This is a genomic window from Pigmentiphaga kullae (assembly GCF_004216695.1).
GTDB lineage: Bacteria > Pseudomonadota > Gammaproteobacteria > Burkholderiales > Burkholderiaceae_B > Pigmentiphaga > Pigmentiphaga kullae.
Window position 1 is genome coordinate 974,317 of the sequence record NZ_SGXC01000002.1, and the last position, 13,537, is coordinate 987,853.

Genomic DNA, 13,537 nt, shown 5'->3' on the forward strand with positions numbered 1-13,537 from the left:
CGCAAGTATGGGGAGTTCTTTCTGGTTCCGGCGCCAGGCGGCCGGAAGCCGGGACCGCCTGCAAGCGGCGGTCCCGGACGTAAGGATCACTTGGTCAGCACGATGCCCTTGAGACGGCCGAAGGACTGGTCGAGCAGCGACTTCAGCTGTTCCATGTGCTTGGAGTAGTAGCCGACGGCCGGCGACGCCGAGGCCGGACGGCCGGCGTACGCGAGCTTCTGGCCCTCGTTCATGTTCTCGTACAGGTGATGCTGCACGTAGAACCACGGGCCCTGGTTCTGCGGCTCGTCCTGCACCCAGACCACCTCGGTGGCGTTCGGGTACTTCTTGAGCTCGGCGGCCAGGCTCTTGTGCGGGAAGGGATACAGCTGTTCGGCGCGGGCGATGGCCACGTCGTTGGCGCCGCGCTCCTTGCGGGCATTGACCAGGTCGTAGTAGACCTTGCCCGAGCACACCAGCAGGCGCTTGACCTTGGAGGCGTCGATGGTTTCGTCGACTTCGCCGATCAGCGTCTGGAACGAACCCTTGCTCAGGTCGGACAGCGGCGAGGTGGCGTCCTTGTTGCGCAGCAGCGACTTGGGCGTGAAGATGACCAGCGGCTTGCGGAACTGGCGGATCATCTGGCGGCGCAGCAGATGGAAGATCTGCGCGGCCGTGGTCGGCTGCACCACTTGCATGTTGGTGTCGGCGCACAGTTGCAGGAAGCGCTCGATGCGGCCCGACGAATGTTCCGGGCCCTGCCCTTCGTAGCCGTGCGGCAGCATCAGCACCAGGCCCGACTGGCGGCCCCACTTGGCTTCGCCCGAGCTGATGAACTGGTCGATCACGACCTGGGCGCCGTTGGCGAAGTCGCCGAACTGGCCTTCCCAGATCACCATCGAATTGGGTTCGGCGGTCGAGTAGCCGTATTCGAAGCCCATGACGGCTTCCTCGGACAGCAGCGAGTCGATGACGCGGAACGGCGCCTGCGCCTCGGACACGTTCTGCAGCGGCACGTACACGCCCGAATCCCAGCGCTCGCGCTTCTGGTCGTGCAGCACGGCGTGGCGGTGGGTGAAGGTGCCGCGGCCCGAATCCTGGCCGGTCAGGCGCACCGGGTAGCCCGCGGCCACCAGGCTGGCGAAGGCCAGGTGCTCGCCCATGCCCCAGTCCAGGTTCATTTCACCGCGCGCCATGGCGCGGCGATCGGCCAGGACCTTCTCGACGATGGGGTGGACCTTGAAGCCTTCCGGCACCGTGGTGATGCGCTCGCCCAGGCGCTTCAACTCGGCCTGCGGCATCGAGGTGTCGGCGGCATCCGTCCACTTGCGGCCCAGGAAGGGCGACCAGTCGACGGCGTACTTGTTCTTGTAGTCGGTCAGGACGGGGTCGACCGTATGGCGGCCTTCGTCCATCGCCGAACGGAAGCGCTTGACGTATTCGTCGCCCTCGCCCTCGCCGATCACGCCCTGCACCGCCAGCTTGTCGGCGTACAGCTTGCGCGTGCCGGGGTGCTGGCCGATGCGCTTGTACATCAGCGGCTGGGTCAGCGCGGGGGTGTCCTGCTCGTTGTGGCCCAGCTTGCGGAAGCAGACGATGTCGACCACGATGTCCTTCTGGAACTCGACGCGGAAGTCCAGGGCCAGGCGGGTGGCGAACACGACGGCTTCGGGATCGTCGCCGTTCACGTGCAGCACCGGCGCCTCGATCATCTTGACCACGTCGGTGCAATACAGCGTGGAACGGGTGTCGCGCGGATCGGAGGTGGTGAAGCCGATCTGGTTGTTGATGACCAGATGGACCGTGCCGCCCGTGCCGTAGCCGCGGGTCTGCGCCAGGTTCAGGGTTTCCATCACGACGCCCTGGCCGATGAAGGCGGCGTCGCCGTGGACCAGCACCGGCAGCACCTGCTTGCCGCCTTCCATGCCGCGGCGTTCCTGGCGCGCACGGGCGCTGCCTTCGACCACGGGGTTGACGATTTCCAGGTGCGAGGGGTTGAACGCCAGCGACACGTGGACGGGACCGCCACGGGTCGAGATATCGCTCGAGAAGCCCTTGTGGTATTTCACGTCGCCGGCGGCCAGGCCGCCGTCGTCGTACTTGCCTTCGAATTCGGCGAACAGGTCCTTGGGCATCTTGCCCAGCGTGTTCACCAGCACGTTCAGGCGGCCGCGGTGGGCCATGCCCAGGACGACTTCCTGGATGCCGACTTCGCCGGCATGCTGGATCAACTCGTCGATGGCGGCGATGAAGCTTTCGCCGCCTTCCAGCGAGAAGCGCTTCTGGCCGACGTACTTGGTGTGCAGGTAGCGTTCCAGGCCTTCGGCCGCGGTCAGGCGGTCCAGCACGTGCTTCTTCTGCTCGGCCGACAGGCTGGGCGTGGCCTGGGTGCTTTCCAGGCGCTGCTGGATCCAGCGCTTGATGACCGGGTCGGACACGTGCATGAACTCGACGCCGATGCTGCGGCAGTACGTGTCGCGCAGCGCCTTCACGATCTCGCGCAGCGTCATGTGCTCGGCGGTCGTGAAGTAGGTGTTGGTGGCGGAGTAGACCTTGTCCATGTCCGCTTCGGTCAGGCCGTAGAAGCTGGGCTCCAGCTCGGGGATGGCCGGGCGCTCCTGGCGCTGCAGCGGGTCGAGGTCGGCCCAGCGCGCGCCGAGGTAGCGGTAGGCGGCGATGATGGACTGGACGTGGACTTGCTTGCCCGCGACAGACAGGTCGCTTTCGGCGGTACGCGGCAGGAAGGCATTGGCGCGCGCGCGCTGGGCAAAGGATTCGATGACCGGCGCATGGGCCTGGTCGCGGGTGGATTCCTGGCCGTCAACCGCCGGCGTGTGCTGCAACTGGTCGAAGTAATTGCGCCAGTTGTCGGGAACGGAACCCGGATTGTCGAGGTAGGCCTCGTAGAGTTCTTCCACGTACGGCGCATTACCCCCGAACAGATACGAGGTGCTGGATTCTTGGATGCTGGACATGATTTGCGCTTCACCTTGCCGGGTGTTTCACCCGTTCGATGCAGGACGGACCTTCCGCGACACGGCTTGGCCGATTAGCGGATAGCTAGTGCAGAAGGCGGTTGATGGAACCTTTCGGTTGGAAGGAATTAAATCAATAAACCTGTAAAGCATAGCACTTAGGGACTTCCCTCGCTCGGAAAAGCCAGGCGAGTGTGGCGGTTTGAACGACAGCCACTGTACTGGATGACCCCGCGCATGTCCTTAAGTTCCGGTGCTGCAACGCAGCGCCTGTCCGCTCCCGATGCGGTGCATGCACCACACCGGGAGCGCCATCACGCACTCTTCACGCTCACGCCACTTTCTGCTCGGCATGCTCCTCGAATTGCTCGGCCTCGGTCGAGCCGTGCAGCGCGGTGGTGGACGACCGCCCGCCCTCCACCGCCTGCGTCACCGCGTCGAAATAGCCGGTGCCGACCTCGCGCTGGTGCTTGACCGCAGTGAAGCCGCGCTCGGCTGCCGCGAACTCCTTCTGCTGCAGGGCAACGAACGCCGTCATCTGCTCGCGGGCATAACCGTAGGCCAGGTCGAACATGCCGTAGTTCAGCGCATGGAAACCGGCCAGCGTGATGAACTGGAACTTGTAGCCCATGGCGCCCAGTTCGCGCTGGAACCTGGCGATCGTGGCGTCGTCCAGGTTCTTCTTCCAGTTGAACGACGGCGAGCAGTTGTAGGCCAGCAGCTTGCCCGGATACCGGCTGTGAATGGCCTCGGCGAAGCGGCGCGCGTAGTCCAGGTTGGGGGTCGAGGTCTCGCACCAGATCAGGTCGGCATACGCCGCATAGGCCAATCCGCGGGAGATGGCCTGGTCGATGCCCGCCCGCGTGCGGAAGAAGCCTTCGACCGTGCGCTCGCCGGTAATGAACGGCCGGTCGTTCTCATCGACGTCGCTGGTGATCAGGTCGGCCGCATCGGCGTCCGTGCGGGCCAGCAGCAGCGTCGGCACGCCCAGCGTGTCGGCGGCCAGGCGCGCGGCGATCAGCTTGGAGACGGCTTCGCGCGTGGGCACCAGGACCTTGCCGCCCATGTGGCCGCACTTCTTGACCGAAGCCAGCTGGTCCTCGAAATGCACGCCGGAGGCGCCCGCGTCGATCATGGCCTTCATCAGCTCGAAGGCGTTCAGGACACCCCCGAAGCCGGCCTCGGCATCGGCCACGATGGGTGCGAAATAATCGATGTAATCCGGGGTGCCCGGCCGGCCGCCCTCCATCCACTGGACCTGGTCGCAGCGCTGCAAGGCGTTGTTGATGCGGCGCACGACCGACGGGACGGAGTTGGCCGGATACAGGGACTGGTCGGGATACATCTCGCCCGCCAGATTGGCGTCGCCCGCGACCTGCCAGCCGGACAGGTAGATGGCGCGCAGCCCGGCCTTGACCTGCTGCATGGCCTGGTTGCCCGTCATCGCGCCCAGCGAATTGACGAAGGGTTCCTCGTTCAACATCTTCCAGAGCTTCTCGGCGCCACGGCGGGCCAGGGTGTGCTCGGGCTGCACCGAGCCCCGCAGCGCCACGACGCGTTCGGCGTCGTAGCCCCGGCGCAGGCCCTTCCAGCGCGGGTTCTCGCGCCACTCCTGCTCCAGCTTCTCGATTTCGGCGTTGCGTTGTGACATGAATGTCTCCTTCAAGGGTAGGGAACGACGGTTGGAAATCCTGGCGGCCGCGGTGCCGGGTAAGAAACAATCTATAGATATGCTGCAACGCAATCAATCTTTCTTCTCTTGTATAAGAATTATTTTTTATTTAATAAAATCAATAACTTAAAATTTAAATTCCATGATGAGAAACAAAAAACCGGCCTATGAAAGCCGGTTTTTTTGCGAAGCAACGATTTTCTTCGTGCGATTTTGCGATGTGCGGGATCGAACCAAGATACGAGAATTGGCCATCTTGATGGACAATTTCCGCCCATTTGTTTAGAATTTTCTAAATTAGATTTTACTAATCAATCAACACCATGCCCTCATCCCCGGAAGACAAACGCTTCATGCAAGAAGGAGCCGCCCAGGCCGCGGCGCTGCTGCGCTCGGTAGGCAACGAATCCCGGCTGCTGGTGCTGTGCCTGCTGATCGAACACGGCGAGCTCACCGTGGGCGAACTGCTGGCCCAGGTGCCGCTCAGCCAGTCCGCGCTGTCCCAGCACCTGGCCAGGATGCGCGACGAAGGCCTGGTCTCGTTCCGCAGGACGTCCCAGACCCTGCACTACCGCATCGCCAACCCCGACGTGGCGCGGCTGATCGCCACGCTCAAGGCGATCTTCTGCCCCCCTTCCAAGGACAGCACATCATGATGCCCCGCCTGCTTCCCCCCCACGCCGCCTCCGCCCTGCTCGACCAGGGCGCCCTGCTGGTCGACATCCGCGATGCCGACGAACACGCGCGGGAACGCATCCCGGGCGCGCGCCACATACCGCTTGCCCGGCTGGCCGACGCCGGGCCGCTGGCGGCCCCCGGCACGTCCATCGTCTTTCACTGCCGATCCGGCAACCGCACGCGCATGCATGCGCAGGCGCTGGCCGCCCAAGCCCCTGGCGACGCCTGCATCCTGGAAGGCGGACTCGATGCCTGGAAACGCGCCGGCCTGCCCGTGGTGCGGGATCGCTCCCAGCCGCTGGAGCTCCAGCGGCAGGTCCAGATCGTTGCCGGCACGCTGGTCGTGCTGGGCGTGGTCCTGGGCGTGACGATCAGCCCCTGGTTCCACCTGTTGTCCGGGCTGGTCGGTGGCGGGCTGGTATTCGCCGGGCTGTCCGGCTTCTGCGGCCTGGCCCGTGTGCTGGCCAGGCTGCCGTGGAACCGGCGCGGCCTGGCCGCCCGAAGCCTCTGACCCGCGGCGATGCCCCCTCAAGGGGGCACTTTTTCTTCTTGGGACGGCCCGGCGATGAAAAAAACCCGCCTGCAAGCAGGCGGGTTTCGGGGAAGGACCTCGCTCGCCGGCGGCAAGCCGCCGGCCAAGGGATCAGCGCTTGCCCAGGTCCGGCACGTCGCGCGCGGGCGAACCGGTGAACAGCTGGCGGGGACGGCCGATCTTGTAGTCGGGATCGGAGATCATTTCGTCCCACTGCGCGATCCAGCCCACGGTGCGGGCCAGCGCGAAGATGGCCGTGAACAGCTGGGTCGGGATGCCGATGGCGCGCTGGACGATACCCGAATAGAAATCGACGTTCGGGTACAGCTTGCGCTGGACGAAGTAGTCGTCTTCCAGGGCGATCTTTTCCAGGGCCATGGCCAGCTTGAACAGCGGGTCGTCCTGCAGGCCCATGGCTTCCAGCACTTCGCGGCAGGTTTCCTGCATCAGCTTGGCGCGGGGGTCGTAGTTCTTGTAGACGCGGTGGCCGAAGCCCATCAGGCGCACGCCCGAATCCTTGTCCTTGACCTTGGCGACGAACTCGCCCAGCTTGTCGACGCCGCCGGCGGCCAGCAGGTCTTCCAGCATCTGCAGCGCCGCTTCGTTGGCGCCGCCGTGGGCCGGGCCCCACAGGCAAGCCACGCCCGCCGCGATGGCCGCGAACGGGTTTGTGCCCGACGAACCGCACAGGCGCACGGTCGAGGTCGAGGCGTTCTGCTCGTGGTCGGCGTGCAGGATGAAGATGCGGTCGAGCGCGCGCTCGATGACCGGGTTCACGACGTACTCCTCGCACGGCGTGGCGAACATCATGCGCAGGAAGTTGCCGGTGTAGGACAGGTCGTTCTTCGGATAGACGTAGGGCTGGCCGACCGAGTACTTGTAGGCCATGGCCACCAGCGTGGGCATCTTGGCGATCAGGCGGATGGCCGAGATCTCGCGGTGCTTGGGCTGGGTGATGTCGATCGAGTCGTGGTAGAACGCCGACAGCGCGCCGACCAGGCCGGTCAGCACGGCCATCGGGTGGGCGTCGCGGCGGAAGCCGCGCAGGAAGAACTGCAGCTGCTCGTTGACCATGGTGTGATGGGTCACCAGGTGCTCGAAGTCAGCCTTCTGCTTGGCGTTGGGCAGTTCGCCGTTCAGGATCAGGTAGCTGGTTTCCAGGAAGTCGCACTTGACCGCCAGTTGCTCGATCGGATAGCCACGGTACAGCAGCTCGCCCTTGTCGCCGTCGATGTAGGTGATGCTGGACGAGCAAGCGGCCGTCGACATGAAACCAGGATCGAGGGTGAACATCCCGGTTTGCGCGTACAGCTTGCGGATATCCACGACCGACGGGCCGATCGTGCCTTCATAAACCGGAAACTCGGCACCCTGGCTCCCATCGGAGAATGTCAGGGTCGCTTTCTTGTCGGACAGTTTCATCGGATGTTCCTCTTCCATCAAAATCAATTCACATGGACTCCGGCCGCTCACACCGAGCGCAGCCGATTCAGCAAGTCCCGCATGGCTGGCGTAGCAAGGTCTCCCTCGGGTTCCTTGCGAGCCAACAGATAGTCCATCAGCTCGTTGTCGGACAGCTCGAGCAACCGGGTCAGCTCCGCCACGTCGGCGTCGGTAAGCCGGGATTCGTACGCGTCCAGGAAACGCGTCAGTATCAGGTCGTTCTCGAGCAGTCCACGCCGGGCGCGCCAGCGCAGGCGCGTCCGGTCATGCAGGGAAAACTCCGGCACCACGGCGTCAGATCGCCCGCCGGGCCATCATTTCCTTGATCTTGCCTATTGCCCGGGTGGGGTTCAGCCCCTTGGGACAGACATCGACGCAGTTCATGATGGTGTGGCAACGGAACAAACGGTATGGATCCTCGAGGTTATCCAAACGTTCCCCGGTCGCTTCGTCGCGGCTGTCCGCCAGGAAGCGGTATGCCTGCAGCAGCCCGGCCGGGCCCACGAACTTGTCGGGGTTCCACCAGAACGACGGGCACGACGTCGAGCAGCAAGCACACAGAATACACTCATACAGGCCGTCCAGCTCTTCGCGGGCCTCGGGCGACTGCAGCCGCTCCTTCTCGGGCGGCGGCGTGTCGTTGATCAGGAACGGCTTGACCGAGTGGTACTGGTTGAAGAAGTGGGTCATGTCCACGATCAGGTCGCGGATGACCGGCAGGCCGGGCAGCGGCTTGAGCACGATGGGCTGCTTCAGGTCGAGCAGGTTGGTCGTGCACGACAGGCCGTTCTTGCCATTGATGTTCATGGCGTCGGACCCGCACACGCCCTCGCGGCACGAGCGGCGGAAGGACAGGCTGTCGTCGACGTCGTTCTTGATGCGCACCAGCGCATCGAGCAGCATCTTGTCGTTCGGACCCAGCTCGACCTCGAGCTTCTGCATGTAGGGACGCTGGTCCTTGTCGGGGTCGTAGCGGTAGATCTCGAACTTCACAACACGTTTAGCACTCATCCGAGCACTCCAAAAAAAGTTGGGGTCCCCCCCTACGCGCTTCGCGCGCCCCCCAGGGGGCGGCGCTGGCGGACCGGCGGAGCCGGATCCCCGGCGCCCTGGGAAGGGGTTGTCATATCGGTTAGAACGTTCTGGCTTTGGGCGGGAAGCTGTCGACGGTCAGCGGTTTCATCGTCACGGGCTTGTAGTCCAGGCGGTTGCCTTCGGAATACCACAGCGAGTGGCGCAGCCAGTTCTGGTCGTCGCGCTCGGGGAAGTCGCTGTGCGCATGGGCGCCGCGGCTCTCGTTGCGGGCGGCGGCCGACACGATGGTCGCCTTGGCCACCTCGATCAGGTTCTCCAGCTCCAGCGCTTCCACGCGGGCCATGTTGAAGACCTTGGAATGGTCCTGGAAGGCAACGTTCTTGGCGCGCTCGGCCAGTTCCAGGATCTGTCCCACGCCTTCGTCCAGCAGCGTCTGGGTGCGGAACACGCCGCAGTGGCGCTGCATGGAGTTGCGGATGTCGTTGGCGACGTTCTGCACGCGCTCGCCCTGCTTGCGGCTTTCCATCGCGTCGACGCGGCCCAGCGTGAAGTCCGCGGCGTCGCCCGGCAGGTCCTTGTGGCTGCGGCGCTTGAGATCGGCGCCGACGATGTGGTTGCCGGCCGCGCGGCCGAACACCACCAGGTCCAGCAGCGAGTTCGTGCCCAGGCGGTTGGCGCCGTGCACCGACACGCAGGCGCATTCGCCGATGGCGTACAGGCCGTTGACCACGGCGTTCGGGTTGCCGTCCTTGGGCACGACCACCTGGCCGTGGTAGTTGGTCGGGATGCCGCCCATCTGGTAGTGGATGGTCGGCACGACCGGGATCGGTTCCTTGATGGGATCGACGTTCGCGAACTTGATCGCGATCTCGCGGATCGACGGCAGACGCTTGTTGATCGTCTCGGCGCCCAGGTGGTCGAGCTTGAGCAGCACGTAGTCGCCATGGGGGCCCGCGCCGCGGCCTTCCTTGATTTCCTGGTCCATCGAGCGCGACACGAAGTCGCGCGGCGCCAGGTCCTTCAGCGTCGGGGCATAGCGCTCCATGAAGCGCTCGCCATCCTTGTTCAGCAGGATGCCGCCCTCGCCGCGCACGCCTTCGGTGATCAGCACGCCGGCGCCGGCCACGCCGGTGGGGTGGAATTGCCAGAATTCCATGTCTTCCAGCGGCAGGCCCGCGCGCGCCGCCATGCCCAGGCCGTCGCCGGTGTTGATGAAGGCATTGGTCGAGGCGGCCCAGATGCGGCCCGCGCCGCCCGTGGCCAGCACGGTGGTCTTGGCTTCGAAGATGTAGATCTCGCCGGTTTCCATTTCCAGCGCGGTCACGCCCACCACGTCGCCTTCGGCGTCGCGGATGAGGTCCAGCGCCATCCATTCGACGAAGAACTGGGTACGGGCGGCGACGTTGCGCTGGTACAGCGTGTGCAGCAGCGCGTGGCCGGTCCGGTCGGCGGCGGCACAGGCGCGCTGCACCGGCTTTTCGCCGAAGTTGGCGGTATGGCCGCCGAACGGACGCTGGTAGATCGTGCCGTTGGGGTTGCGGTCGAACGGCATGCCGAAGTGCTCGAGCTCGTAGACCGCGTTGGTGGCCTCGCGGCACATGAATTCGATGGCGTCCTGGTCGCCCAGCCAGTCCGACCCCTTGACGGTGTCGTACATGTGCCAGAACCAGTTGTCCTCGCTCATGTTGCCCAGCGAGGCGCCGATGCCGCCCTGCGCCGCGACGGTGTGCGAACGGGTCGGGAACACCTTGGAGAAGACGGCGACGCTCAGGCCGGCCTGGGCCAGCTGGAGCGAGCAACGCATGCCGGATCCACCGGCGCCGACGACCACCACATCGAACTGGCGGCGCGGAAGAGAAGATTTAACGGCGGCCACGACTTAGATTCTCCACAGAATTTGAGCGGCATAGACGACGGAGCCGACCAGCCACAGAACGGTCAGGACTTCCAGCGCCAGGCGGATGCCCGTCGGCTTGACGTAGTCCATCCAGATGTCACGCACGCCGATCCAGGCGTGATAGGCAAGCGATATGAAGGCCAGCATGGCCAGCAGCTTGCCCAGGGGGAAGCTGAGCACTTCGAAATTGAACAGGCGCACCCAGTTTTCGTAGGTGAATTCCGGAGTGATCAGCGCGCCGATGCCCAGCACCAGCGTGTAGATGACGAGGATGACGGCGGTGACGCGCTGGAGGACCCAGTCCTTCACGCCGTAGTGCGCGCCGACGACCAGGCGCTTGGGACCGATATTTTGCGGGGCCGACATCAGAATACTCCGAACAGTTTCAAACCGAAGACGACGGTCAGCGCCAGGCTGACGACCAGCACGGCGCCCGCGGTGCGCTGGGCGGTGTGCTTTTCCAGTCCCTTGTGCAGATCCAGCGCCAGGAACCGGATGCCCGCACAGAAGTGATGCAGGTACGCCCAGATCAGGCCCAGCAGGACGATCTTGACCAAGGGATGCGAAGCGAAATCGTGGAACTGCGCGAAGCCGATCTCAGAAATCAGGCTGCGCTCGAACAGCGGCAGCAGCACCAGCGGCAGCGCCAGGAACAGCGCGAAGCCGGAAATGCGATGCAGGATCGACACCTTGCCGGCCAGCGGTAGCCGGTAGCGCGCGATCTGCGTGATATTGATATTTCTGAACTGTGGGCGGGGTTTTGCGGCAGAGTCGGACATCACGACCTCGGGTAAAGTAAGCGAACCATGAAAAGAACCATTGTTGCGTGACAGGGCGTCAGGAGTCGTCCAGGAAAGCCGGGCCGGCGGGCCAGGCTTTCGTCGGGGTTCCAGGAGCCGGCGTCGTGGAGCCGCCCGAAAGCCGCCGAGTAAGGCAAACCCTGCTATTTTCGCCCATTCAGCGCCACCGTATCAAATCGTGTCCCAAAACGGCATCAATTGAGGCTGTTCCGGTAGTGGTAGCGCGAGGTCAGATACAGCCCGCGGCGCATCTCGACCGGACGGTCGCCGTAGGTGAACGAGATCCGTTCCACCTGCAGCAAAGGCGTTCCCGCCTCGATATCCAGCAGCTCGGCCTCGGGCGCTCCGGCCGGGACCGCGCGGATCTTCTCGTCGGCGCGGATCATGCGCACGCCGAACTCGCTTTCGAACAGGCCGTACATCGGCCCCTTGTATTCGGCCAGGCGTTCGGCCGTCAGCCCCCTGAACAGGGAGCCCGGCAGCCAGATCTCGTCGATGACCGTGGGAATTTCGCCGAACGACAGCACGCGGCGCACCAGCACCACGCTGTCGCCCGCGCGCAGCTCCAGCGCCTTGGCCACCTCGGCCGGCGCGCGCAGGCGGCGGCACTCCAGGAAGCGGCTGCGCGAACGCGCGTGCTGCCCGTCGTCGGGCGCCAGGCGCAGGAAGCGGAAGCGGACGCGGTCCTCGTGATGGGTGGCGACGAAGGTGCCCTTGCCCTGGCGGCGCAGCAGGATGTTGTCGGCGGCCAGTTCGTCGATGGCCTTGCGCACCGTGCCCTGGCTGACCTTGAACCGGGCGGCCAGATCCAGCTCGCTGGGGATGGCCTCGCCCGGCTTCCATTCGCCGCGATCCAGGCTTTGCAGGATCAGGCCCTTGATTTGCCTGTATAAAGGACTGAATGCCGCGCCCGGGGCCCCCGGCTCCGGAGCCACGGCCGGACCGGCCGTCGCGGGCGCGTCGGTCGAAGCGGACAGGCAGGGCGGATGGGGCTTGAACGGCATGGCCGGGATTGTGTCACAGCGTAACCCGCGATGTCCAACCAAACCCGTAAAAAAATCTTATGTCTTATATAAAACATAAGATATGTTTATTGACGCTCAACGGCGATTTTTCTACACTCCCACGATCATGCCGACCCACGCTTGCCGCGCCGCCCGCAGCACCCTGGCGCCCAGCCGCCCTCCCCTGGCCGTGGCCGTCGATTCCGCATCCCCCATTCCCCATCGTGCATCGCGCCGTGCCCTTCCCCGGCGGAGTTACACTGCGCGTCGCGTCATTCCTACTCACCCCCATCCTCTTCGGAGACTCATATGACCAAGCCCGCAATGCGCGTCGCCGTCACCGGCGCCGCCGGCCAGATCGGCTACGCCCTGTTGTTCCGCATCGCTTCCGGCGAAATGCTCGGCAAGGACCAGCCGGTCATCCTGCAGCTGCTGGAAATCCCCGATGAAAAGGCGCAGAAGGCGCTCAAGGGCGTCATCATGGAGCTCGAGGACTGCGCCTTCCCGCTGCTCAAGGAAGTCACCGCCCACAGCGACCCCATGACCGCCTTCAAGGATGCCGACGTGGCCTTGCTGGTCGGCGCCCGCCCCCGCGGCCCCGGCATGGAGCGCAAGGACCTGCTGACGGTCAATGCCCAGATCTTCACGGCCCAGGGCAAGGCCCTGAACGCCGTCGCCAGCCGCAACGTCAAGGTGCTGGTCGTGGGCAACCCCGCCAACACCAACGCCTACATCGCGATGAAGTCGGCCCCGGACCTGCCCGCCCGCAACTTCACCGCCATGCTGCGCCTGGACCACAACCGCGCTCTGTCGCAACTGGCCGCCAAGGCCGGCTGCGCCGTCGGCGACATCGAGAAGCTGATCGTCTGGGGCAACCACTCGCCCACGATGTACCCCGACTTCCGCTTCGCCACCCTGGCCGGCAAGCCCGCCCTGTCGGTGGTCAATGACGACGAGTGGAACCGCAACACCTTCATCCCGACCGTGGGCAAGCGCGGCGCCGCCATCATCGACGCCCGCGGCCTCTCGTCGGCCGCCTCCGCCGCCAACGCCGCCATCGACCACGTCCGCGACTGGATCCTGGGCAGCAACGGCAAGTGGGTCACGATGGGCGTTCCCTCGGACGGCTCGTACGGCATCCCCGAAGGCATCATCTACGGCGTTCCCGTCATCACGAAGAACGGCGAATACGCGGTCGTCAAGGACCTGGAAATCGACGCTTTCTCGCGCGAGCGCATGGACCTGACGCTGAAAGAGCTCACGGAAGAGCGCGACGGCGTCAAGCATCTGTTGTAACCCCCCCTACGCGCTTCGCGCGCCCCCCAGGGGGCGATGCGGGTGGACCGGCAAAGCCGGATCCACCCGCATCCTGGGGCACAACCGGGCTGGCGGGGAACGGCGTTCTTTTGGCCCGGCAAGGAAGCACGCGAGTACGATATCGTCTCGCGTGCTTTTTTTTCGCCCCCCACCCCTGCGGCGCGACAATACTCGCTGCCGCAGGCCGTGTCCGGGGCGGTGGGCT

At 65.0% G+C, this 13,537-nt stretch carries 12 protein-coding genes; 3 read left to right on the plus strand and 9 right to left on the minus strand.

All coding sequences use genetic code 11. From position 1 onward, the window contains the following. Positions 1–86: 86 nt before the first annotated feature. Both EV675_RS18895 and aceA read right to left on the minus strand, forming a co-directional pair. Complete coding sequence (locus EV675_RS18895; RefSeq protein ID WP_130358734.1) at positions 87–2,954, minus strand: 2-oxoglutarate dehydrogenase E1 component; 2,868 nt, start codon at positions 2,952–2,954, stop codon at positions 87–89. Between the two features lie 331 nt (positions 2,955–3,285). Beyond that, entirely contained in the window at positions 3,286–4,605 is a 1,320-nt protein-coding gene (gene aceA / locus EV675_RS18900) for an isocitrate lyase (RefSeq protein WP_087841099.1), read from the minus strand. Between the two features lie 374 nt (positions 4,606–4,979). Here aceA and EV675_RS18905 point away from each other — a divergent pair, with 374 nt between their 5' ends. Further along, a complete protein-coding gene (locus tag EV675_RS18905; RefSeq protein ID WP_207222002.1) occupies positions 4,980–5,282 on the plus strand; it encodes an ArsR/SmtB family transcription factor in 303 nt (100 codons plus the stop codon). Next, the gene (locus tag EV675_RS18910; protein ID WP_130358736.1) at positions 5,279–5,815 is read left to right on the plus strand and encodes a rhodanese-like domain-containing protein; all 537 of its coding nucleotides are present in this window, start codon (positions 5,279–5,281) and stop codon (positions 5,813–5,815) included. The genes EV675_RS18905 and EV675_RS18910 overlap by 4 nt, the downstream gene beginning before the upstream one ends. Positions 5,816–5,947: 132 nt before the next feature. Here EV675_RS18910 and gltA read toward each other — a convergent pair whose 3' ends face one another. The 7 genes from gltA to EV675_RS18945 all read right to left on the minus strand — a co-directional run bounded on the left by gltA (position 5,948) and on the right by EV675_RS18945 (position 12,015). Continuing rightward, entirely contained in the window at positions 5,948–7,258 is a 1,311-nt protein-coding gene (gene gltA / locus EV675_RS18915; RefSeq protein ID WP_130358737.1) for a citrate synthase, read from the minus strand. A gap of 47 nt (positions 7,259–7,305) precedes the next feature. Beyond that, positions 7,306–7,566 carry an FAD assembly factor SdhE gene (locus EV675_RS18920; RefSeq protein ID WP_165404654.1) on the minus strand — a complete coding sequence of 87 codons (261 nt, stop codon included), beginning with the start codon at positions 7,564–7,566 and terminating at the stop codon, positions 7,306–7,308. A gap of 7 nt (positions 7,567–7,573) precedes the next feature. Continuing rightward, positions 7,574–8,290, minus strand: coding sequence for a succinate dehydrogenase iron-sulfur subunit (locus tag EV675_RS18925; RefSeq protein WP_124689358.1), 717 nt, complete (start codon positions 8,288–8,290; stop codon positions 7,574–7,576). A gap of 121 nt (positions 8,291–8,411) precedes the next feature. Further along, a complete protein-coding gene (gene sdhA, locus EV675_RS18930; RefSeq protein ID WP_130358739.1) occupies positions 8,412–10,190 on the minus strand; it encodes a succinate dehydrogenase flavoprotein subunit in 1,779 nt (592 codons plus the stop codon). A gap of 3 nt (positions 10,191–10,193) precedes the next feature. Further along, on the minus strand, positions 10,194–10,577 hold the full coding sequence (sdhD, locus tag EV675_RS18935; protein WP_130358740.1) for a succinate dehydrogenase, hydrophobic membrane anchor protein: 384 nt from the start codon (positions 10,575–10,577) through the stop codon (positions 10,194–10,196). Then, positions 10,577–10,990: a succinate dehydrogenase, cytochrome b556 subunit gene (gene sdhC / locus EV675_RS18940; protein ID WP_130358741.1), complete on the minus strand. Its 414-nt coding sequence runs from the start codon at positions 10,988–10,990 to the stop codon at positions 10,577–10,579. Before sdhC ends, sdhD begins: the two co-directional genes overlap by 1 nt. 215 nt (positions 10,991–11,205) lie before the next feature. Next, positions 11,206–12,015, minus strand: coding sequence for a GntR family transcriptional regulator (locus tag EV675_RS18945; RefSeq protein WP_130358742.1), 810 nt, complete (start codon positions 12,013–12,015; stop codon positions 11,206–11,208). A gap of 309 nt (positions 12,016–12,324) precedes the next feature. Here EV675_RS18945 and EV675_RS18950 point away from each other — a divergent pair, with 309 nt between their 5' ends. Continuing rightward, positions 12,325–13,311, plus strand: coding sequence for a malate dehydrogenase (locus EV675_RS18950; protein ID WP_130358743.1), 987 nt, complete (start codon positions 12,325–12,327; stop codon positions 13,309–13,311). Positions 13,312–13,537 lie beyond the last annotated feature (226 nt).

Bases quoted from the DNA above. Each gene is read 5' to 3' on its own strand.
- EV675_RS18895 (WP_130358734.1), bottom strand. From the start codon at position 2,954: ATGTCCAGCATCCAAGAATCCAGCACCTCGTATCTGTTCGGGGGTAAT.
- aceA (WP_087841099.1), bottom strand. From the start codon at position 4,605: ATGTCACAACGCAACGCCGAAATCGAGAAGCTGGAGCAGGAGTGGCGC.
- EV675_RS18905 (WP_207222002.1), top strand. From the start codon at position 4,980: ATGCAAGAAGGAGCCGCCCAGGCCGCGGCGCTGCTGCGCTCGGTAGGC.
- EV675_RS18910 (WP_130358736.1), top strand. From the start codon at position 5,279: ATGATGCCCCGCCTGCTTCCCCCCCACGCCGCCTCCGCCCTGCTCGAC.
- gltA (WP_130358737.1), bottom strand. From the start codon at position 7,258: ATGAAACTGTCCGACAAGAAAGCGACCCTGACATTCTCCGATGGGAGC.
- EV675_RS18925 (WP_124689358.1), bottom strand. From the start codon at position 8,290: ATGAGTGCTAAACGTGTTGTGAAGTTCGAGATCTACCGCTACGACCCC.
- sdhD (WP_130358740.1), bottom strand. From the start codon at position 10,577: ATGTCGGCCCCGCAAAATATCGGTCCCAAGCGCCTGGTCGTCGGCGCG.
- sdhC (WP_130358741.1), bottom strand. From the start codon at position 10,990: ATGTCCGACTCTGCCGCAAAACCCCGCCCACAGTTCAGAAATATCAAT.
- EV675_RS18945 (WP_130358742.1), bottom strand. From the start codon at position 12,015: ATGCCGTTCAAGCCCCATCCGCCCTGCCTGTCCGCTTCGACCGACGCG.
- EV675_RS18950 (WP_130358743.1), top strand. From the start codon at position 12,325: ATGACCAAGCCCGCAATGCGCGTCGCCGTCACCGGCGCCGCCGGCCAG.